The 19,832-nt window shown below is 69.5% G+C and carries 20 protein-coding genes; 9 read left to right on the top strand and 11 right to left on the bottom strand.

Annotation, left to right across the window (positions count from 1 at the left end):
- The first annotated feature begins 244 nt into the window (after positions 1-244).
- Positions 245-520 carry an isoamylase early set domain-containing protein gene (locus tag ABT352_RS37135; protein WP_350949724.1) on the top strand — a complete coding sequence of 92 codons (276 nt, stop codon included), beginning with the start codon at positions 245-247 and terminating at the stop codon, positions 518-520.
- 29 nt (positions 521-549) lie between these two features.
- Here ABT352_RS37135 and ABT352_RS37130 read toward each other — a convergent pair whose 3' ends face one another.
- Both ABT352_RS37130 and ABT352_RS37125 read right to left on the bottom strand, forming a co-directional pair.
- The gene (locus ABT352_RS37130; RefSeq protein WP_350949723.1) at positions 550-1,110 is read right to left on the bottom strand and encodes an HIT family protein; all 561 of its coding nucleotides are present in this window, start codon (positions 1,108-1,110) and stop codon (positions 550-552) included.
- 178 nt (positions 1,111-1,288) lie between these two features.
- A complete protein-coding gene (locus ABT352_RS37125) occupies positions 1,289-2,470 on the bottom strand; it encodes a cytochrome P450 (RefSeq protein ID WP_350949722.1) in 1,182 nt (393 codons plus the stop codon).
- A gap of 87 nt (positions 2,471-2,557) precedes the next feature.
- Between ABT352_RS37125 and ABT352_RS37120 the strand changes: the two genes are divergently transcribed.
- On the top strand, positions 2,558-3,157 hold the full coding sequence (locus tag ABT352_RS37120; protein WP_350949721.1) for a TetR/AcrR family transcriptional regulator: 600 nt from the start codon (positions 2,558-2,560) through the stop codon (positions 3,155-3,157).
- 979 nt (positions 3,158-4,136) lie between these two features.
- Here ABT352_RS37120 and ABT352_RS37115 read toward each other — a convergent pair.
- Together ABT352_RS37115 and ABT352_RS37110 are read right to left on the bottom strand one after the other, a co-directional pair.
- Positions 4,137-5,066: a GAF domain-containing protein gene (locus tag ABT352_RS37115; RefSeq protein ID WP_350949720.1), complete on the bottom strand. Its 930-nt coding sequence runs from the start codon at positions 5,064-5,066 to the stop codon at positions 4,137-4,139.
- 127 nt (positions 5,067-5,193) lie between these two features.
- A complete protein-coding gene (locus ABT352_RS37110; RefSeq protein ID WP_350949719.1) occupies positions 5,194-6,684 on the bottom strand; it encodes an ATP-binding protein in 1,491 nt (496 codons plus the stop codon).
- Between the two features lie 452 nt (positions 6,685-7,136).
- Between ABT352_RS37110 and ABT352_RS37105 the strand changes: the two genes are divergently transcribed.
- Together ABT352_RS37105 and ABT352_RS37100 are read left to right on the top strand one after the other, a co-directional pair.
- Positions 7,137-7,742 (top strand): TetR/AcrR family transcriptional regulator, encoded by a 606-nt coding sequence (locus tag ABT352_RS37105; protein WP_350949718.1) that lies wholly within the window; start codon positions 7,137-7,139, stop codon positions 7,740-7,742.
- Positions 7,743-8,048: 306 nt separating this feature from the next.
- Positions 8,049-9,158: an aldo/keto reductase gene (locus ABT352_RS37100; RefSeq protein ID WP_350949717.1), complete on the top strand. Its 1,110-nt coding sequence runs from the start codon at positions 8,049-8,051 to the stop codon at positions 9,156-9,158.
- Positions 9,159-9,223: 65 nt separating this feature from the next.
- Here ABT352_RS37100 and ABT352_RS37095 read toward each other — a convergent pair whose 3' ends face one another.
- From ABT352_RS37095 to ABT352_RS37075, 5 genes are all read right to left on the bottom strand, one after another.
- A complete protein-coding gene (locus ABT352_RS37095; RefSeq protein WP_350949716.1) occupies positions 9,224-9,493 on the bottom strand; it encodes a hypothetical protein in 270 nt (89 codons plus the stop codon).
- Positions 9,494-9,618: 125 nt separating this feature from the next.
- Positions 9,619-10,176, bottom strand: a complete 558-nt coding sequence (locus tag ABT352_RS37090) for an NUDIX domain-containing protein (RefSeq protein ID WP_350949715.1) — start codon at positions 10,174-10,176, stop codon at positions 9,619-9,621.
- Between the two features lie 9 nt (positions 10,177-10,185).
- On the bottom strand, positions 10,186-10,521 hold the full coding sequence (locus tag ABT352_RS37085) for a DUF952 domain-containing protein (protein ID WP_389779239.1): 336 nt from the start codon (positions 10,519-10,521) through the stop codon (positions 10,186-10,188).
- Between the two features lie 64 nt (positions 10,522-10,585).
- The gene (locus ABT352_RS37080; RefSeq protein ID WP_350949714.1) at positions 10,586-11,146 is read right to left on the bottom strand and encodes a GNAT family N-acetyltransferase; all 561 of its coding nucleotides are present in this window, start codon (positions 11,144-11,146) and stop codon (positions 10,586-10,588) included.
- A gap of 73 nt (positions 11,147-11,219) precedes the next feature.
- Positions 11,220-11,534, bottom strand: coding sequence for a DMT family transporter (locus tag ABT352_RS37075; RefSeq protein ID WP_350949739.1), 315 nt, complete (start codon positions 11,532-11,534; stop codon positions 11,220-11,222).
- 153 nt (positions 11,535-11,687) lie between these two features.
- On the opposite strand from ABT352_RS37075, the gene ABT352_RS37070 reads away from it, so the two are divergent.
- Positions 11,688-12,650 (top strand): radical SAM protein, encoded by a 963-nt coding sequence (locus tag ABT352_RS37070; protein WP_350949713.1) that lies wholly within the window; start codon positions 11,688-11,690, stop codon positions 12,648-12,650.
- A gap of 38 nt (positions 12,651-12,688) precedes the next feature.
- On the opposite strand, the gene ABT352_RS37065 is transcribed toward ABT352_RS37070, so the two are convergent.
- Complete coding sequence (locus ABT352_RS37065; protein ID WP_350949712.1) at positions 12,689-13,408, bottom strand: HAD family hydrolase; 720 nt, start codon at positions 13,406-13,408, stop codon at positions 12,689-12,691.
- A gap of 361 nt (positions 13,409-13,769) precedes the next feature.
- On the opposite strand from ABT352_RS37065, the gene ABT352_RS37060 reads away from it, so the two are divergent.
- Together ABT352_RS37060 and ABT352_RS37055 are read left to right on the top strand one after the other, a co-directional pair.
- On the top strand, positions 13,770-14,777 hold the full coding sequence (locus tag ABT352_RS37060; protein ID WP_350949711.1) for an RNA polymerase subunit sigma-70: 1,008 nt from the start codon (positions 13,770-13,772) through the stop codon (positions 14,775-14,777).
- A 68-nt stretch (positions 14,778-14,845) separates the two neighbouring features.
- Positions 14,846-15,166: a hypothetical protein gene (locus ABT352_RS37055; RefSeq protein WP_350949710.1), complete on the top strand. Its 321-nt coding sequence runs from the start codon at positions 14,846-14,848 to the stop codon at positions 15,164-15,166.
- Positions 15,167-15,496: 330 nt separating this feature from the next.
- On the opposite strand, the gene ABT352_RS37050 is transcribed toward ABT352_RS37055, so the two are convergent.
- On the bottom strand, positions 15,497-16,690 hold the full coding sequence (locus ABT352_RS37050; RefSeq protein WP_350949709.1) for a L,D-transpeptidase: 1,194 nt from the start codon (positions 16,688-16,690) through the stop codon (positions 15,497-15,499).
- 382 nt (positions 16,691-17,072) lie between these two features.
- On the opposite strand from ABT352_RS37050, the gene ABT352_RS37045 reads away from it, so the two are divergent.
- Together ABT352_RS37045 and ABT352_RS37040 are read left to right on the top strand one after the other, a co-directional pair.
- Entirely contained in the window at positions 17,073-18,746 is a 1,674-nt protein-coding gene (locus ABT352_RS37045) for a PP2C family protein-serine/threonine phosphatase (protein ID WP_350949708.1), read from the top strand.
- Entirely contained in the window at positions 18,743-19,828 is a 1,086-nt protein-coding gene (locus ABT352_RS37040; RefSeq protein WP_350949707.1) for a cobalamin B12-binding domain-containing protein, read from the top strand. The genes ABT352_RS37045 and ABT352_RS37040 overlap by 4 nt, the downstream gene beginning before the upstream one ends.
- Positions 19,829-19,832 lie beyond the last annotated feature (4 nt).

The raw sequence follows: 19,832 nt of genomic DNA, 5'->3' as shown, positions 1-19,832 counted from the left end.
CGCGCCCGCTCTCCCATCCCTCGCAGGGTCATGACAGGGGAGACCTCGACCGGAACCCGCCGGTGAGATTCCGCGTCCCCCAGCAGGTCATCCACAGCCAATCTCGGTGAATCACTCACACCGCGAACAACACGAAACCAGCGTGAACAGTGTGTTACGGCCTGCACACCCCTCTACCGAATCACCCCGCCAACCGGGAAGCTGACCTCATCCCCACCCCAGGAAAACCCCGGAAAGGACGCACATGCTCAAACGCACCCAACTGTTCGGCCGTAAGACCCGCGTCACCTTCGCCCTGCCCGCCGACCACCCCCATGGTGTCGTCAGCGTGGTCGGAGACTTCAACGACTGGCAGCCCGGCCGTCACGAGATGCGCCGCCGCCGCAACGGCACCCGTACCGTCTCGGTCATCCTGCCGCCCGGAATCCACCGCTTCCGCTACCTCGCCACCGGCGGCCTGTGGTTCGACGACGACACCGCCGACCACATCGACCACCACAGCAGCGTCATGAGCCTGTGAACCCCGCCGCCGGGCAGACCTTCCGAAGATCAACCCCCCGCACCGTCCGGGGCCAGGACCGCACGCAGACGATCGGCCAGCTCCAGCGCCTGCCGCACCGACCAGGGGATCACTCCGTTCTCGGTCATCAGCGCGTGATACTGCTGCTGCTCGTAAGGAGTTCCCTCGGGCAGGGGAGCGATGTGCCAGTGCAGGTGGGCGTTGCCCTGCCGGCTGCCCAGCGACAGCAGGTAGGTGCGTTCGCAGGGCACGACGGCCTCGACCGCCAGGGCGACCCGGCGAACCGTCCCCATCAGCCGCAGATAGGCCTCCTCGTCGAGATCACGGACCACGTGTTCGACATGGGCCTTGGGCGCCACCAGAACCTTGCCGGCCATCGTGGGATAGCGGTCCAGGAAAGCGACGTGATGCTCGTCTTCGAACACGACCTGTTCGAAGTCGTAGCCGGGGGCACCCGCCACGACGGCGCAGACGAAGCAGGGACCACCCCTGGCCCGCCGGACATAGGCGGCGACGTCGAACGGCTCCTTGCCCCCAAGCGGCGAGGCGCCTTCGGAAACAGGGATGCCCTCGCCGGAGGCCGCACTCATGGCCACCACCTCGCATCGCCGTCGCACCCTGCCTCGACCGATGCCTCGACCGATGGCGACGGCGGGCAGTGCTCCGGCGGGGAAAGGAGAACAGGTGCCGCCGCGCGAGCGGCCCCGCTGGAGCCGACGCCCCGCCGAAGACCTGCCGCCGCCGTCGGTGTCGGACCGGGCATCGCGGTCACCAGGTGACCGGCAGCGTGCTCAGACCACCGGTCAGCACGTGCGGATCGAACGTCAGCTCCCGCACCGCGCACCCCAGCCTCAAGGTGGGCAGGCGGGTGGCGAGCCGGGCGAACACGACCCGCAGTTCGAGGCGGGCCAGCGGCGCGCCCGCACAGTAGCGGGCGCCGTGCCCGAACGTCAGGTGCGGAACAGCGGGGCGGCCGATGTCGAAGCGGTCGGGGTCGGCGAACACCGACGCGTCATGATTGGCCGCCCCGGTGTCCAGCATCACCAGATCGCCCTCGCGCACCCGCACACCGGCGATCTCCAAATCGGTGCGGGCGTAGCGGGGAATGCCGCTCCCGCCCAGGCCCGGCGCGCGCAGGATCTCCTCCACCGCGGCGTCGACGCGGGAGGGATCGTCCACCAGCGCCTGCCACTGGCCGGTGGTGGCCAGCAACCACAACGCTCCCTCGTCGATCGCGGCGACCGTCGTCTCATGTCCGGCGAACAGCAGGAACATGCCCAGCGCGGCGGCCTCGTCGTCGCCGACCCCCTCGGTGGCGGCCAGCCGGGAGATCACATCGGCCTCCTCGCCGCCCTGGGCCCGCTTGCGCGCCACCAGGTGCCGGCCGTAGGCGAACAGCTCGCTCAGGCCACGCTCGGAGCGGGCGCGGTCGGTGATGTCACCGGCGGCTCGCGTCCACTCCCGAAAGCGGGCACGGTCCTCGTGCGGCACACCGAGCAGTTCGCAGATGATCGCGATGGGCAGTGGCAGGGCGAGGGCGGTGTGCAGGTCGGCGGGCGGTCCTGCGGCGACCATCTCCTCCAGCAGGTGCTCGGTGAGATCCTCGACGCGACCACGCAGCGAACGCATCCGCGCGGGGGAGAAGTGCGGCTGCAGCAGCGAGCGCATCCGCCGGTGATCGGCCTGCTCGGTGTCGAAGGTGCCCAGCGGGCCGCCGAACATCGCCGACCGTCCGGTACGGGAGGCCTTGTCCGGCTCGCGATGGGCCCGGCCGAGACGGTCGTCGTCGAGGAGCCGCCGCACCTGCTCGTATCCGGTCACCTGCCAGCCGGGATCGCCGACCGCGGTGCGGATGGCGTGGACGGGGCCGCGGGCCTGCAGCTCGCGCAGCAGCGGGGCGGGCCGCATCGGGCCGGGCCGCTCGTACGGCAGCTGGACGGGCACGTCCATGACTCCTCCACGAGATAGACCTGCGTTTATATACTCTGACGTCTACAAAGCTACATATATACTTTTACTTCTACAAGTGGAGATGGGATGACCACGGAAACCAAGGACACCGGCCCCGCGAGCCCACCGGTGCGACGGCTGCGCCGCGCCGAACGGCGCGAACAGATCCTGGACGCCGCCACCCGCGCCTTCGCCCGCACCGGCTACACCGCCACCGGCCTCGACGACCTCGCCGCCGAGGCCGAGCTCACCCGGGCCATGCTGTACCGGCACTTCGACTCCAAGGCCGGCCTGTACCGCGCGGTACTGGATCGGGCCCGCGCCCGGCTGAGCGAGGCGACCGGCACCGACGACTTCGACGGCGACTCCATCCCCGCCCTGCTGCGCGCCGCCGGCGCCGACCCCGACGGCTTTCGGCTGCTGTTTCGCCACGCCGCCCGCGAGCCCGACTTCCGGGACCTGGCCGACTCCATCACCGCCACCTCCCGCGAGGTCACCCGCCGCAACCTCGCCCGCCACCTTCCGGCGGGACCATGGCTCGACTGGGCCGCCGGCCTCATCCCCACCCTCACCCTGGAAGCGGTCCTCGCCTGGCTGGACGGCGGCCGGCCCGACCCCGACCAGGCCGCCGAGCGCATCGGCCAGGCGGTGCGTGGCGTCATGGCCGCCGCCGGCCCTCTGCCCTGACGGAAAACAGGGGAGAGGTCATCCGGGCGCCGATTTCGTGGACGATGACAGCTGCTGCCATCAGTTGACGAAAGAGCCCGACAAAAGAGGTTGAATGCGACAAGCCGCTCGGCGGGCGAGTCGCTCGAGAAGATCGTGATCATCTAGCGGGTCAAGTGAGACGCCAGGCTCAACCGCACCCACAGGCGGCTTGGCGGTCATTGATCACACGAATCGGCTAAGCGACTTCTCCGCAAGGCGATCTTCGCTGTACGGATCACGCGAGATGCACCCGGAGTCACACGGGATGCTTGAAGTAACCCGAAGCCGAATAGGACGAAGGGTGACATGCTTGTACTATTGGCTCTATACCGTACAGAAGCTGAATTCTGTATGGTATAGATTTTGTGTTTCGGTAGGGCCTGCTTGGTGTGTGGTGCGGGTTTTGCCGGCCGGGCGCTCCCCGTCGCGCCGGAGGGCGAAGAATCGAAGCGGCTTCCCTTCCGGGTACGTCACGGCGCCTGGAGTCTCTCTCCGTGCATGATCACCCCGCTCTTGATCGTTTCACTGAGCAAGATCCACAACCTGCTGGATCACCCAAAACGATCAAGGGGTGGCAGGGTCCGTCGATGCGCGCCGTCCGGGGTCGTCCCGCCGGGAGTGTCCTGCTCGGTGGTCGCCTGGCGGATGCGACGGGGCCGTGTCCCGGCCGGCCCGCTTTGTGGTCATGGTTGTCTCGGGCGATCCGCCTGGTGGGCGATTTGTCGCATTTGCCCTGTTCTGTTGGACGTTTTTCTTCGGCCGTTCGATGGCGGTGACCGGCGTCCACGAAATCGGTGTCTCGATGTCCAGGCAGCCTCTCCCCTGTGTCGTCCAGCGAAGACATTCGCTGCGGTGGATGAATACGGACAGGTTGGCGCTGCCGATCGTTCTGGATGCCGCCACTCCCCCGCTTCGGGGGTGCGGGCAGGGCCGCGGCGGGTGCCGGAGGCGGCTCAGCTCAGCCGATTTTCGGCGGTGTCCGCGGGGTTCCCCCTGAGAGCCACGCTTGCACGGCGATGCCGGTCAGGTCGGTGGAATAGGTCACCGGTTGTGCGGCGACGGTGGCGGTCCGGCCGTCGGAGAGGGCGATGTCCACCGTGGCTTCCCTGCCTTGCGCCACCAGTCTCACGGCGATGTCTTCCAGGGTGATCCGGTCGCGATGGCACAGGTCTGAGGGTATGGATCCCGACGCGGTGTGTGTGGTGCCGCTTTCCTGTGCCGCGCTGAGGAATCTTTTCAGCAGGGCACGTTCGCGTTCGGAGCTGAATTCGAGCAGTCGTTGCTCGATGTCGTGGGCTGATCGCTGGGCCACGGCCGTCATCTGCGCGTTCGCCCGCTCGACGAGGGCGGCGATGCACATGACTCCTTCCACGCGTCCGCTGAGGGGGTTGAGTATCGGTGTTCCGACGGCGGCGAATTTGTGGAATTTTTCCCACAGGTGCTCGTTGCCTGAGACCTGGCAGGTTCGCCGTTCCAGCAGTGTGGAGCCGACGGCGTTGGTGCCTATGTCGGACTCGGCGTAGCTGAAGCCCGGGATGACGCCGTTGGCGTCGGCTGCCGCTCGCATTGAGGTGTCGCCCAGGGCGCGGAGGAACAGTACTCCGGAGGAGTCGCTCAGGAAGACGCCTGATGAGGTGCCGGCGATGGTTGTTCGCAGTCGGTCGAGTACGGGGCGGGCCGCGCGTATCAGGGGGCCGTCGTAGTCCAGGTCGTCGAGCAGGCGTGTTTGGAAGCCGCCGGGGGGTAGTCCGGTGGCTTGACAGCGTCGCCACGAATTCAAGATCGGAGCGCGTATCTCGTTCTCTGTGAGTGTTCCGTCCAGGAGGCGCTCCATGATCTTGTCGGCGGGTTGTCGCTGGGTGTTCGGGACACTCGCCGTTCGGCTCACGCCCACGATGTCCTCACGATAAAAAAATCCTTTGTGCTCGGGTTTTCCTGTTGGTCCGGTGAATTGTCGCCGTTTTTGTGGCCGGCTGTTCTGTGTGCTTTTCGGGCGGGTCGGGGAGCCGGTCGTTTCACGAGATGGTGGCTGGGAGGCGGAAGGTGAAGCGCGCTCCGTTCGGGCGGGCGTCCTCGACGTGGAGGGTGCCGTGGTGGTCGCGGGCGATGGCGCGGGCGATGGCCAGGCCGAGTCCGGTGCCGCCGTGGTCGCGGCTGCGGGCGCTGTCGAGTCGTGTGAAGGGCTGGAAGATGTGTTCGTGTTCGGCCGGGGGGACTCCGGGGCCGTCGTCGGTGACGCTGAGTTCGGCGATGTGGCCGGCGTCGTCGCCGACGCGGCGTACCTCTACTGTGACGTGGTGGGTGGCGTGCCGTTGGGCGTTGTCGAGCAGGTTGTTCAGCATCCGGCGGATTTGGATGGGGACGGCGTTGGCCAGCACGTCGGGGGTGAGGTCGAGCCGGGTCGGGTGATGGTCGCCGATCCGGTGTGTGACTTCGGCTTCGACGAGTTCGGTCAGGTCGACGGGCTCCAGGGCGGTGAGGGGGGTCGTTCCGGTCCGGGCCAGCGAGAGCAGGTCGGTGATGATGGCCTGCAGTCGGTCCACGTCGTTCAGTGTGTGGTTGAGCAGGTCGGTGAGGTCGGTCTGGCCGGGGTGGAGCCGGGCTTCTTCTAGTTGGGCCCGTAGTCCTGCGAGGGGGGTGCGTAGTTCGTGGGAGGCGTCGGCGGTGAAGCGTCGTTGGCGGTCGAGTGTGTCTCGCAGTGACTCGGTGGTCTGCTTCAGTTCTGTGGAGATCATGCGCTCGCGGGTGTAGAGGCGGGCGTTGTCCACGCACAGCGCTGTGCGGTTGACCAGGTCTTCGGCCAGTGTGAGGTCGTCTTCCTCGAAGGTTTCCCTGGTCGTGCAGCGGTAGAAGCTGACCACTCCCAGGGTGATGTCGCGGGCTCGTATCGGCACCGCGACGAGGGAGTGGATGCCGTGTTCGCAGGCTTTCCGGCAGCGTTCCGGGTCTTGTGCCATCCAGCCGAGGTTGGTGGGCAGGTCGGGTTCGAGTACCGGTTGTCCGGTGGCCACGCTGCGGGCCTGGGGTGTGGATGCGAGCAGTTGGATGAGTGCGTTGACCGGGTGCAGGCAGGAGTTTTCGCCGATACCCGTGAGGGCGACCCGGCGTAGTCCCTCGTCGAGGCCGGTGGGGTCGTGTCCGCGTAGCACGCAGTCGTACAGATCGACGCCGGCGTGGTCGGCGAACCGGGGGACGGCGATTTCGGTGAGTTCTTCGGCGGTCCGGGTCACGCTCAGTGAGGTGCCGATGTGGGAGCCGGCGTCGCACAGCAGGTTGAGTCGTTCGCGTGCCCGCAGGGCGAGTCGGCCGATGCCTGGTTCGCTTACGGCGAGCAGCCATCTGTCGGTCGTGGCGGCTGCGGTGTCCGGGGCGGGAGGTTTCGTGCTGGGGAGGGGTTGGGGGAACGCCTGGTGTGAGTGCTGTTGCAGCAGGTGTTCTCCGATGCCGCCGACGGTGGCCGTGAAGCACTCACCGGCGGTGGCGGTGTTGTCTTCGGCGGCCACCATTGACCATCTCTTCCTTAATTCGCTTTTTTTCGACCCGTCTTGATGTTGGCATACATCTTCTCAATATCGGCACATAGGTCTTCCCGATTTATCCAAATTTATATTGATCTATAATAAATTGGGGCGTTTATTGGTGCTATTTGGTGGTATGCGAAAGGCGGTCGTCGGCGGCGAGGCTGCGTTCGGGGCTCGGCGGACGGCCTTGTGTCCTGGCGTCGTCGGGTACGGGCCCTGTCTGCGGCACCCTGGCGGTACTCCCCGTCGAGGGTGGCGGGGCGAGAGTCCTGCCGGTGTTCTTGCGTGCGAACCGGTCTGTCGGTTCGTCAGGGTGAGCGGGTTGACCAGGTCGGCGTAGACGAGCAGGCATGTCATGATCATCATTGCCAGTGCGTCGGGATATGTCGCCGGGGCGCCCGCACTACAGTGGGCGGGAAGTCTGATCTGGGGGTGTCATGCGTTCGCTGACCCGTAAGGGGGCCGCGACGCGGCAGCGCATTCTCGAGGGCGCGGCCGCCTGCATTCGTGAGTACGGCGTGGTGGGTACCACCCTTGACGACATCCTGGCCAGGACGGCGACGAGCAAAAGCCAGCTGTTTCACTACTTTCCGGGCGGGCGGGAGGAGTTGCTGCTGGCCGTGGCCCGTTTCGAGGCCGATCGCGTGCTGGAGGACCAGCGGCCCCAGCTCGGTGACCTCACCTCTTGGCCGGCCTGGGGGCGCTGGCGTGACACGGTCGTCGCCCGCTATCGCAGGCAGGGACGCCTGTGCCCGCTCAACTCCGTCGTGTCGCAGCTGGGCGGGAGTACCCCCGGCGCCCAGGCCGTGGTCGGGGAGTTGATGAGCCGCTGGCAGGCCGAGATCGCCACCGGTGTGCGGTACATGCAGGGTGCCGGTGAGATCGATCCGGGCCTGGATCCCGACCGGGCGGCGGCCGCCCTGCTCGCCGGCATCCAGGGCGGGGTGGTGATCCAGATGTCCACCGGTCGGACCACGCATCTGGAGGCGGCCCTGGACATGGGGATCGCCTATCTTCGGGCCGGCGCGATCCCGCCGGTGTAGAGGGTTCGCGGCCCGGCGCCGCCGGGGGTGGCAACCGGTTCCGCGCTCCGGCGGATCCGTCTTTCGTCGCGCGGCGGCGATCCGGGTGGCCGCCCGGCTGTGGCGTCGGGGTCGGGCGGGGTGTGCGTGCCCCCGTTTTTTGGACTTGGAAGTCCATTTTTTTGCGTGCATGCTGAGCGGGCCGCGCGGTTCGGAACACGTGTGGCCTGTCGTCCCCGCCGGGCAGGCGGGTGGGCCCCTGCCGCTTTGAGGAGCCGTCAAGGGCCGGCTCTGCCCGGATTCTCTTTCGAACGGAGTGTCGTCCTGATGTCGCTGGATCACTACTATCTGCTCGGGCGCTCGGGGTTGCGCGTCAGCCGGCTGGCTCTGGGCACGATGAACTTCGGCACCGGCGGTTTCCACGCCGCGTACGGCAAGAGCGAGGATGAGGCCCGTCTCATCTTCCGCCGCTACCTTGAGGCGGGCGGCAACTTCGTCGACACCGCGGACTTCTACACCGCCGGGGAGAGCGAGGCCATCCTCGGCGCTCTCGTCGCCGAGGCCAAGGTGCGCGACAAGATGGTGCTCACCACCAAGTTCACCAACAGTGTCGATCCTGGGGACCCGAACGCGGGGGGCAACGGCCGCAAGCACATGATCAGGGCGGTCGAGGCGTCGCTGCGCCGCCTGCGCACCGACTACATCGATCTGTTCATGCTGCACACCTGGGATCGGATCACTCCCGTCGAGGAGGTCATGCGGACCTTCGACGACCTCACCAGGGCCGGGAAGATCCGCTACGCGGGTCTGTCCGATGTGCCGAGCTGGTACGCGGCGCGGGCCCAGACCTACGCCGAGGCCCACTCCCTGGTGCCGGTGGTGGGCCTGCAGCTGCCCTACTCCCTCCTGGACCGGGCGATCGAGACGGAGCACGTCCCGATGGGGGGTGCTCTGGGGCTCGGCATCACCGCGTGGAGCCCGCTCGGCGGGGGTTTCCTGACCGGCAAGTACCGCCACGGCGACCGGGGGCTGAGCGGGCGGGGGCGGTTGGGTGGCGCGGGCTCGCAGGGCCGCTCGTGGACGGAGCGGGATTGGCGGCTTGTGGCGGTGCTGGAGGAGGTCGCCGCCACGCTCGGGGTGACGATGGCGCAGGTCGCGGTCAACTGGGTCGCCACCCAGCCCGGGGTCGCCTCGGCGATCGTCGGGGCGAGCGGCGCCGACCAGCTCGACGCCACCATGACCGCTCTGGATTTCGAGCTGCCGGCCGAACTGCGGGCCCGGCTGGAGGAGGCGAGTGCCGTGCCGCCCTCGTCGGTCTACCAGATGTTCACGCCCGGTTACCAGGGCTGGCTGGTCAGTCCCGGTGTCAAGGTCGGCGACAAGCCGGCCGGGTACGTCCGGGCCGTACGGAACTGGGTGGCCGAAAGCGTCGGGTGACGGTCCTCGCGGGGCGCGCCGCCGGCACTGGTGGGCCGGTTCCTGTGCCTGGCGGGTGGTGGGGGTCAGGGCGGGGGTGCGGGTTTGAGTCTCCTGACGAAGCGGGCGGCGGTGCGGTGGCTCATGCCGGTTTCGCCGCGTACCAGGAAGACGGCCTGGTCGAACTGGCCGGCCGCCTTGAGTTCCAGGAGCCGTTCGATGAGCTCGGGGCCTACTCCCCCGCCGACCAGGGCGTTTCTGGGGCGCTGTGCGGCTCGTACCGCGAAGACGATCAGGGCGATGAGCGCCGCCACGATGACCGCCGTCAGGAGGAGGATGACGATCAGGTTCGACATGGGGTGAGCGTACCGCCGCGAGGTCCGCGTGTGTGGGGTGAGATCACCGGATTTGACGGTGATGGCGGCCTTGAGGGCGCCGAAGGTGCGGGAGTGCCCTGTCAGGTGCCCTGTCAGGTGTCGGGTCAGGTCTGTCGGGCCAGGCCGCGCAGCAGGAGCATGGCGTAGGCGGCGATCGAGTTGCTGTCGGTGATGGCGCCGTTCACGATCATCTGTTCCAGTTCGGTGCGGGGAACCCAGGTCTGGCGCATGTCCTGTTCGGTGTGCTCGCGCTCGTGGGCGCCGGCGGTCAGGCCCGTGGCGAGGAAGATGTCGTAGTTTTGGCCTGAGGTGCCGTGGGCGTTGTCCAGGCGTCCCAGATGGGTCATCGAGGTGGCTCGCAGGCCGGTTTCCTGGGTGAGTTCGGTGTGGGCGGTGACCAGGGGCGAGGGGCTGTCCTTGACTCCGCCCTGGGGGAAGTTCCAGGTGCGTCGTCTGACCGGGTAGCGGTATTCCTCCACGAGGTGGAAGCCGTCGTTCTCCATGGGGACGATGAGGGCGAAGTCGGGGATGTCCACGACGCCGTAGATGCCGTGGGAGCCGTCGGGGCGTTCGATACGGTCCTCGCGCACGCTGATCCACGGGTTGGTGTAGACGACCATGGAGTCGAGGGTGCGGATCGTCGGTCCGGATACGTCGGTCATGCAGGGACCCTACTGGCCGGGGCCGGGGCCGGGCGGGGTGTAGGGCAGGACGGAGGTCACCGCGCTGAGCGGGAGGGGGCCGTAGATGTGCGGGAAGGCCTCGGGGGTGTCGTCGGGGACCTCCATGCGGACGTCGAGTCCGGTGGGGTCGACGCTGAGCAGCACGAGGGGGTCGGTGACGTCGCGGTAGAAGCGTTCCGCGACGCCGAGTAGCTGTTCGTGGCCGGCGCAGGCGTGGATGAAGCCGACGTCGTCGAGGGTGCGGCCGAGGGTGGAGACGCGGTACTCCCCCGCCTGGCGGGCGGCCTCCCAGTCGGAGGCCAGGGCGAGATGCAGGATGGTCACCGCAGACATGGTGCCGTGTGCGTCGCCGTCGTTCAACCGGTCGTTCAACCGGGGGCGGGCGGTGTCAGCGCTGGGGGTGCCACTCGCGGCGCAGGATGGCGTAGACGATCTCGCTGGTCCATTCGCCTTTGACGATCTCGTTGTCGAGGAAGTGGGCCTCGCGGCGCATGCCGAGTTTCTCCAGCACCCGGGCCGAGGCCTCGTTGCGGGCGTCGAGGCGTCCGACGATGCGGTGCAGGTTCAGGTGTTCGAAGCCGAGTTCGAGCATGACCCGGGCGGCCTCGGTGGCGTAGCCCTTGCCGTGGTGGTCGGGGTGCAGGACGTAGCCGATCTCGCCGGCGCGTTGTGAGTGGCTGTGCCAGATGAGCAGGGCGTCGCCGAGGAGTTCGCCGGTGGCGGTCAGTTCCACCGCCAGGGTGAGGGATTGTCCTTCTTCCAGCAGCGCCGTCTCGCTGATCTTCTTTTCCAGTGCCTGGCGGGTCTGGTCGCGGTCGCGTGGTTCCCAGTACAGGTAGCGGGTGACCTGCGGCAGGCGGTGGATGGCGTGCAGGGCGTCGAGGTCGGCGGGGGTGTAGGCGCGCAGGGTGAGGCGGTCGGTCCGGATGGGCAGGGCGGGCTTCAGCATCCGGTCAGGGTAGGACAGCCGCCGAGGCGGGGGCGAGTCAATATTCGCGGGGGGTGGGGGTGGTGCGCGGGGGTCAGTGGGGGCTTGCGGCCAGGTTGAGGACCACGACGCCGCCGATGATCAGGGCGATTCCGGCGACCTTGGCGAGGTTGATCGTCTCGCCGAGGAAGAGGACGCCGATGGCGGCGATGGCGGCGGTGCCGGCTCCGGCCCAGACGGCGTAGGCGGTGCCGACCTCCATCTGGAGCTTGAGCGCCTGGGCCAGCAGGAGGAAGGCGGCGGTGTAGCCGGCGACGACGAGGACCGACCAACCTTTGTGGGTGAATCCGTCGCTCAGTTTGAGGGCGGTGGTCGCCACGATCTCGGCGATGATCGCCCCGGCCAGGATTAGCTACGCCATTGTCACCACTCCCCCGTAAATCGGGCTAAACATACCATTTTTCGCTGATCGCAGAGGGTGCGCCCCCCGTGGGCAGGACCGTCCGGCGCCACGACCTGCCCGGCTTGCGAGCGGCGTCGAAAGCGTGTTCCACTGAGCCGTATGCGATGGGACGCGCCTCCCCTGCTCGCCGCGCCGCCCGACGCCAGGCCGCGGATCGAGCGTTCCGCGCTGACCAGGGTTCACGGGGCCCTGACCTGTTACGAGGTGCAGGCGCGCACCGCGCTGGACACCACGCCCGAGGGCTGGGCGGTCAGTCCGTATCGGGGGTGCGCGCAGGCGTGCCGTTACTGCTCGGCGCGCCGGGGGCACCGCTACCTGGGGCTGGACGCCGAAGGCGACTTCGACGCGCGGATCGTGGTGCGCACCAACATCGTGCGCCGGTTGCGTGCGGAGCTGAGGTCACGCTGGGACGGCGAGCACATCACCGTGGGGATGGCAGGCGACTGCTACCAGCAGGTGGAGGAGGTCTACCGGCTGATGCCGGGCCTGGTCACCGCGTTGCGTGAGGCCGGGGCGCCGTTCACCGTGCACACCAAGAGCCGGTTGATCCTGCGCGACGCCGACCTGCTGGCCGCCACACCGGGGGCCGGGGTGGTGGTCTCGATCGCGTTCGTCGACGACCGGATCCGCCGCACGGTGGAGCCCGGTGCCGTCGGCGCGCAAAAACGCCTGGAGTTGGTGGCGGAGCTGAACGAGCGCGGGGTGGCGTGCGGGGTGGCGATGGCGCCGATCCTGCCGCTGCTGACCGACTCCCCCGACCAGCTTTCGGCCACCGTGCGCCGTATCGCCGACGCCGGGGCCGTCAGCTGCGTCCCGCAGGTGCTGCGCCTGCCCCCCGGGGCGCGTGAGTGGTATCTGGCCTGGCTTCGAGAGCACCATCCTGCGCTTGAGCCCCGCTATGCCGAGCTGTACGGCCGCGGCGCCGACGCCGAACCCGGCTATGTGCGCCGCCTGACCGGCCAGATCCTGCAGCTGGCCGCCCGCTACGGGATGGGGCCGACCCGGCCTGAGCAGCCGCTGCCGCTGGCGTTGCCCCGGCAGGCCCAGCTCACCCTGCTGTAGGCCGGCCGGCCGACCGTCCCGGCAGGCCCCGGCGGGTCTCAGAAGTGCTCCAGCAGTTCGGAGAACCGCTCCAGCCGCAGCACCCGCTCGTCACCGGGGTCCAGCTCGTCGTGCTCCAGCGCCCAGGTGTGGTCGTTGGGGATGAAGACGGCGTTCAGGCCCGCCTGCCGGGCGGGAAGGATGTCCGACTTCGGGGAGTTGCCGATCATCCAGGTCGTCGCGGGCGCCAGGGCGTGCTCGCGGGCCAGCCACCGATAGACGGCGACGTCTTTTTCGGCCACGATGTGCACGTCGCGAAAGTGGTGGGCCAGCTGTGAGGCCTCCAGTTTGCGCCGCTGCTCCTCCAGGTCGCCCTTGGTGAGCAGGAGCAGCTCGTGGCGCTCGCCGAGCGCGGTGAGCGTCTCGGTGACGCCCGCGACCAGCTCCACCCGGCGCTGCAGGAGGGCCAGGGCCAGCTCGTCGATGTGGCGGCGCTCGGCCGCGGTCGCCGGGCGCTCGCGCAGCCGCTCGAAGCACTCGCCGAGACTGCGCAGGAACATCGTGCTGCCATAGCCGTGGGTGACGGCGTTGGCCGCCTGGATGTCGTCGAGGACGGCGCGGATCTGGGCGCGCTCCAGGGTCGGGTGCGCCAGCCAGTCGAGGAAGTCCTCCACGACGCGCTCGAACAGCACGTTGTTCTCCCACAGCGTGTCGTCGGCGTCGAAGATGAGCACCTGCCCCTGGAGTCTCACCCGGTCCTCCCCCGAGAACGTCGTCATCGGCGGTCCTGGCCGCCTTCGGTGTGTTCGCCACCGTGCCTGGACGGTGCCCGGCGCACACGCTACCGCGCCCGCCGGGCCCGGCGCGTCCTGTTTTCGGCCCGCGAGGAGCAGGTCCGCGAGATCCGGCGGTAAGGGCCCTCGTCGTGGGCTGTTCAGGCGGCATCGGCCAGGGGCTGCAGGGCTACGGCCGGTTCGGGTCGGCGTCGAGGGTGTGCCCGACCCGGACACCTCCCCTGGATCGGCCCCGGCCCATCCGGCCCGGCCGGCGGTGCGGTGTCAGCGGCTTCACCGATCAGAAATCCTCCGCCGCATCGTCAGTTCTGGTAATCCCTTGTCACCCGCGGAAGGATTGACGACCATGACCGACGCCAGGCTGCTGGGCGACGACGAGGCCACGTTCATCGCGGCCATCCGCGCGGAGGATACCGCGCGGTTCGCGCTCGTGACCGAGCGCCACCGGCGTGAGCTGCAGGTGCACTGCTACCGGATGCTCGCGAACTACGAGGATGCCCAGGACATGACGCAGGAGACGTTCCTGCGAGCGTGGAACAAGCGGGAGTCGTTCAGGGGCCACGCGGCCCTGCGGACCTGGCTGTACCGGATCGCGACGAACGCCTGCCTCGACTTCCTGGACAAGCGCAACGACCGCACACCCGTGCCGTCCGAGCTGCCGGACCCCGGCTCCGAGGTGCGCTACCTGCAGCCGTACCCCGATCGGATGCTCCCCGAGGACCCGCAGGAGTCGGTGGTGGCCCGGGAGACGATCGAGCTGGCGTTCATCGTCGCCGTCCAGCACCTGCCGCCGCGGCAGCGGGCGGTGTTCATTCTGCGCGACGTCCTCGGCTGGCCGGCGTCGAAGGCCGCCGACGCCCTCGAGTTGACCGTCGCATCGGTGACCAGCGCACTGCAGCGGGCCCGTGTGACGATGCGCGAGCAGCTGCCCGGCCGCCGCCTCGACTGGCGGAGCCCCGCCACCCACGAGTTGTCGGATGACGAGCGCGGCGTGGTGAAGTCGTACATCGACGCCCATGAGCGCAACGACCTCGACGGGCTGGTGTCCCTGCTGCGTGAGGACCTGCGCTTCGCGATGCTGCCCGAGCCGGTCACCTTGATCATGACGGCCGAGGACGCGGTGGACGGCTGGGTCTCCAATGGGCTCTTCCAGCGCGGCTACGACGACTGGCGCGGTATCACCACGACGGTCAACCGCATGCCTGCCGCCGCGCTGTACCTGCGCGCCCCCGGCGACCCGGGGTACCGGCCATTTGCCATCGCGGCCCTGCGCATCGTCGACGGGAAGATCGCCGAGCTCACCGGATTCGACGCCGCCGACAAGCCATGGCTGGGCCTGCCCCCGGCACTGTGACCAGAGGAGTCCCCATCGTCGACGAGTCCGGCGCACGGGCCGCCGTCACCGAAGTCACCGCGAAATGAGTGCCCCGGCCGGCTGGACACCAACGCGAGCACCACCGCCCCGCCGGCGTTGCCGGCGGGGCGTCTTCATGCCCGAAGATCATCGTCACGATCGAGGAGAACACCACCTTCGGCATGTCCCGCCGGCGGCGGGCGTACTCGATCTGCGCCGGTGTGGCGCCGGGCTGCCGGCCGGCGGTCGGCCAGCGGGAGCTCATCGTCTCCCACGGTCTGCGCCCGTACAGCGCCAGGCCGGTCGCCCCCACCCGGTCGGACCACCACTGGAACGGCTCGTCGCCCGGTACGCTCCAGCCGAGGTCGTCGCCGGGCGCGGCGATGTAGCCGTCCAGGCTCGGGTTCATGCCGAAGATCGGTTTCCGCATCGTGCAGCCTCCCGTGAGTCGATCTCACACCTACAGACGGGCGCGGGGCGGAAACCTAATCGGTGCGCGATGTGCGCCCGCGGGTGGTCCTCGCGTTCCGGACTCGGCCGGGCTCGGGCGCCACCGGCCGGATCCGTGGCGAACGCCTGGTCACCCGGGCACCTTCACCGCCGAACGCGCCGGGCAGCCGGTGAACTCATGCCCTCCTCAGCCCTCCCGAGCCCTTCAGGGCTCGGGAGGGCTGAGGAGGGCTGATGAGGGCTCAGGAGGGCTTCGAAGAGTGGGGGCTCTAGGCCAGGGCGCTGCCGCTGCGCCATTCCTTGAACGACAGCTGCCAAAAGCCCCAGCCGTTGTTCCACTCCATCTCGCGGTTGGTGCCCTTGATGGTGATCACGTCGCCGCGCTGGACCTGGTCGTAGAACCACTTGGCCTGGTCGGGGCGGGCGTTGATGCATCCGTGGCTGACGTTCTGGCGCCCCTGGGCCCAGACGTTGTTCAGCGCGTGCACGTACTCGCCGCTGTTGGAGAACCGCACCGCGTGGTTGATCATCAGGTCGTAGTAGCCGGGGTCGCCCTTCTTGCGGCCCGGGGAGATCATGCGTTCGGGGTTGGCCTTGCCCATCGTCAGGTGGACGCCGCTGGTGGTGGTGTACTCGCGGGTGCTGGCGTTGCCGGCGCTGATCAGCATGGTCTGCACGACCTTGCCGTCGCGTTTGACGATCATCTTGTGCTTGCGGGTGTCGATGGTGGAGATCTGGGCGGCGCCGATCTGGATGACCTTGGTCATGTCCTTGACGCCGTACATGTCCTTGCCGCCCTGTACGCCTTTGAGGCGGGCGGTGAAGGTCACCTTCTGGTGGGGTTGCCAGAACTTCGCGGTCCGGTAGATCACGGTGGTGTCGTTGATCCACCGCCATGCGCCCTGGGCCGGTTTTTGTGAGGTGACCTTCAGGGCTTTTTCCACCCCGGCCTTGTTGGCGATCTGCTGGTTGAAGGTGACGATGATCGGCGCCCCCACGCCGACCTTCTCCCCCTTGATCGCCGGGGTCACGTCCGCCACCTCGAGCTCATGCTTGGGCTTGAGCGTTCTGAAGGAGCCGGTGGCGGTGGTGCCGTCGACCGCCCGCGCCGACACGGTGTAGTCGCTGGCCGGTTCCATGGGCGTGGTGGAGACCCATCTGGTGCGTTCGGCGTTGAAGTCGCCTTGCAGCACCCGGTCGCCGCTTTGCACGGTGACCTCCTCCAGCGCGCCGCTGGAGGCGGCGACGACGACCTTCTTGTCGGGGCGTACGGTCTTGCTGCCCTGGGCGGGGCTGATCTTTATCTCGGTCGCGGCCGGAGCGGTGGCGGCCACGGCGCCCGATCCGGCGCCGGGACCGGCGGGATCCTTCGGGCCCGTCCCCGTGGAACAGGCGGTGACCAGCACCGTCGTGGTCGCCAGGGCCGCGGCGGCCAGTGGCGTCCTGAGGCGTCGGTGTTGCATGGTCAGCACAATGTCTCTCCCCCACTACAGCAAACTGCTCTTAAAACACTAATAGGAGATGCATGGTGACTCGGCATGGTTGCGGTGGGTTTGGTAACGTTTCGGACTCTTCGTAAAGTCGGAAAAATACCAACCGAGAGTCAGGGGACGGCGAAGTGCCCACGTCACCGGCCCCGACGTGAAAGCCCTGCTCCGGCGGGGTGGGCGGCCGCAGGCGCGGTTTCCCGCCGTAAACCGTCGCGCGCCGGCCGCATCAACGGCCCTGTGAGGGGCATGGGCAGCAAAGGACCCTCCGGCCTCACGCGCCGGTTCCCCGCCCCGTCCCGACGGCGCGGCGGGAAGATAGTCTGACCGATCCCTCTCAACACGGAAGCCCAGGGTGATGACAGGACCTCCCCCGCTGCGCGACCCCGGCCACGCGCTCACCGCCGCGGCCGGCCTCGACCGCGACACCGGCACCGGTGAGCGCGATCTTTCGCGTCCACCGGGTGAAGAGGTGCTGCGCGCCATCGTGGAGGCCAGCGGCGAGGGGGTCGTGTTGTGCGGCACCGACGGTGTCGTGGTGATGCTGAACGCCGCCGCGGCCGAGATGGCGCCGGAGATCGTCGTGGGCCGCCCGCTGTGCCAGGGGCCGGCCGCGTCCCTGTTCGAAGGTGAGCACCCCGACGGCGAGAGCCGCGAGAGCGATCACGGGCGGCGCCGGATCCGGGTACGTCGCGAGGTCTTCGGCCTCAGCCACCGGGCCTGGTACCTGCGTGACGTCACCACCGATGCCGCCAGGACCGACGCGTTGCTGGCCGAGCGCCGGCGCGCCGACTTCCTCATCGAGGCGGGCCGCAGGCTGTCGGCCTCGCTCAACATGCGCCGCTGCGCCCGCACCACGATCGAGCTGGCCACCCCGTTCCTGGCCGATGCCGCCATGGTCGTGCTGCCGCCCTCGGGGCGCCGCCACGCCGGCTGGCTCCGCCTGACCAGCACCGACCGGTCCCTGCAGGAGGGCAACGTCGCCGTCGCCGACACCGCGCAGGTGCCCGGCCTGGCCGAGGCGCTGGCGGGTTTCCCGCCCGTGCCCAGCCGCTGGCTGGATCCTGGGCAGGTACCCGGCTGGCTGCTGCCCGACAGGTTCGGGGCGGCCGGGCATCTGCTGGTCACCCCGCTGCCCGGCAACGGGGTGCCCGCCGGAGCGCTCGTGCTCGCCCGTCACGAAGACGGGCCGCCCTTCGACGAGGACGCCGAGACCTTGGTGCGGATCTTCGCCGCCCGGGCCGGGGCCGCCATCTCCGCCGCCGCCCTCTACCAGGAGCAAAGCGCCACCAACGCGATCCTCAGCAGCGACCTGCTGCCCCCGCCGCTGCCGGCGCTGGCCGGGGCGGAGCTGGCCGGATCGCTGCGCGCCGCCCGCCAGGCCGGGCTCATCGGCGGCGATTTCTACGACGTCTACCTGCCCGAGCCCGGCGAGTCCGGCGATCCGCTGGTGGTGCTGGGCGACGTCTGCGGCAAGGGCGCCCGCGCCGCCGTCCTGGCCGGGCACATCCGCCACTGCCTGCGCGCCCTGCTGCTGCTGGAAGAGCGCCCCGAGCATCTGGTCGCCCTGCTCAACCGCTCCCTGCGGGGCTCGCCCATCCCCAACTCCTACGCCACCCTCGTGCTCGGCGCGCTCAGCGCCGCCCCGGGCGGGCACGTCCAGGTGAACCTGGCGGTCGCCGGACACCCGGCGCCGCTGATCCTGCGCCTGGACGGCACCGTGCAGGAGTGCACGGCCCACGGACCCATGCTCGGCGCGTTCGCCGGGGCCGACCTGGCCCCGGCCGGGGTCGACCTGGCCCCCGGCGAGGTGTGCCTGTTCTACAGCGACGGCATCACCGAGGCCTTCGGCGGCCCCACCGGCAGGGAGATGTACGGCGCCCAGCGGCTGAAGGCCGCCCTGGCCGGTTGCGCGGGCATGCCGGTCGCGGCACTGGTCGAGCGGCTGGAGCAGATCAGCACCGACTGGCTGGGCGGCGACGTCCAAGACGACCGGGCACTGCTGGCGGTGCAGGCGAGGCCGTCCCGATGAGCACCCTGAGCACCACGGATACGCCGGGCGCGACCGCACCGCGCGGGGCGGGCCCGCACGAGGCCCTCGGCCGGTACCTGGAGCACATCGGGCGCGCCGACGAGTTCGCCGCCATCGACCTGGTGCTCGACCTGCTGGAGCAGGGGGCGGACGCCGAGCGGCTGCTGCTCGATCTCATCGCCCCCGCCCAGCGGCGCGTCGGCGAGCTGTGGGCGGCCAACGAGTGGTCCATCGCCCGCGAGCACGGCGCCACCGCCGTCAGCGAGCGCGCCGTGGCCGCGATCGCCGCCCGCGTCCGGCCCGAGCCCACCCGCGGGCGCCTCACCGTCGCCTGCGCCGACGGCGAGTACCACGCGCTGCCCACCCGCCTGCTGGCCGAGGTCTTGCGCCTGCGCGGCTGGCGGGTCGACTTCCTGGGCGCCAGCGTGCCGGGCCCGCACCTGATCACCCACCTGCACCAGAGCGGGCCCGACGTGGTCGCGCTGGGCTGCGCATTGGCCACCCGGCTGCCCCGGGCGCACGCCACGCTCACCGCCTGCCAGGCCGTCGGTGTGCCGGTCATGGCCGGCGGGGCCGGCTTCGGCGCCGACGGCCGCTACGCCCGCCTGCTGGGCGCCGACGCCTGGGCGCCCAGCGCCGACGCCGCGGCCGACCTGCTGGAGCGCGGCGACCTGACCGGCCCGCCCCGCCAGGCCGCCGCGCCGGCCCATCTGGCCGACGAGGAGTACACCCATCTGACGCGCCGGCGCGCCGAGCTGCTCACCTGCGCCTTGGCGGCCCTGGCCCGCGCCTACCCGCCGATGGCGGCCTACGACCCGCAGCAGGTCGACGCCACCGCCGCCGACCTGGGCCATCTGCTCGACTTTCTGGCCGCGTCCCTGTACGTCGACGACGCGCAGCTGTTCACCGGCTTCATCGGCTGGACCGGTTCCGTGCTCGCCGCACGCGGCGTCCCCGCCGAGGCCGTGACGGTGGGATTGCGCGTTTTCCACGACGAGCTGCGAGACTTCCCCCGTGCCCGTCACATGCTGGTCCAGGCAGCCGAGGCGGCACCTGTCCCCGGCCCCGATCAGGAGACCTGACGTT

It is taken from the genome of Streptosporangium sp. NPDC000563, assembly GCF_040299985.1.
Taxonomy (GTDB): domain Bacteria; phylum Actinomycetota; class Actinomycetes; order Streptosporangiales; family Streptosporangiaceae; genus Streptosporangium.
This window is presented reverse-complemented; position numbering and strand designations above follow the sequence as displayed.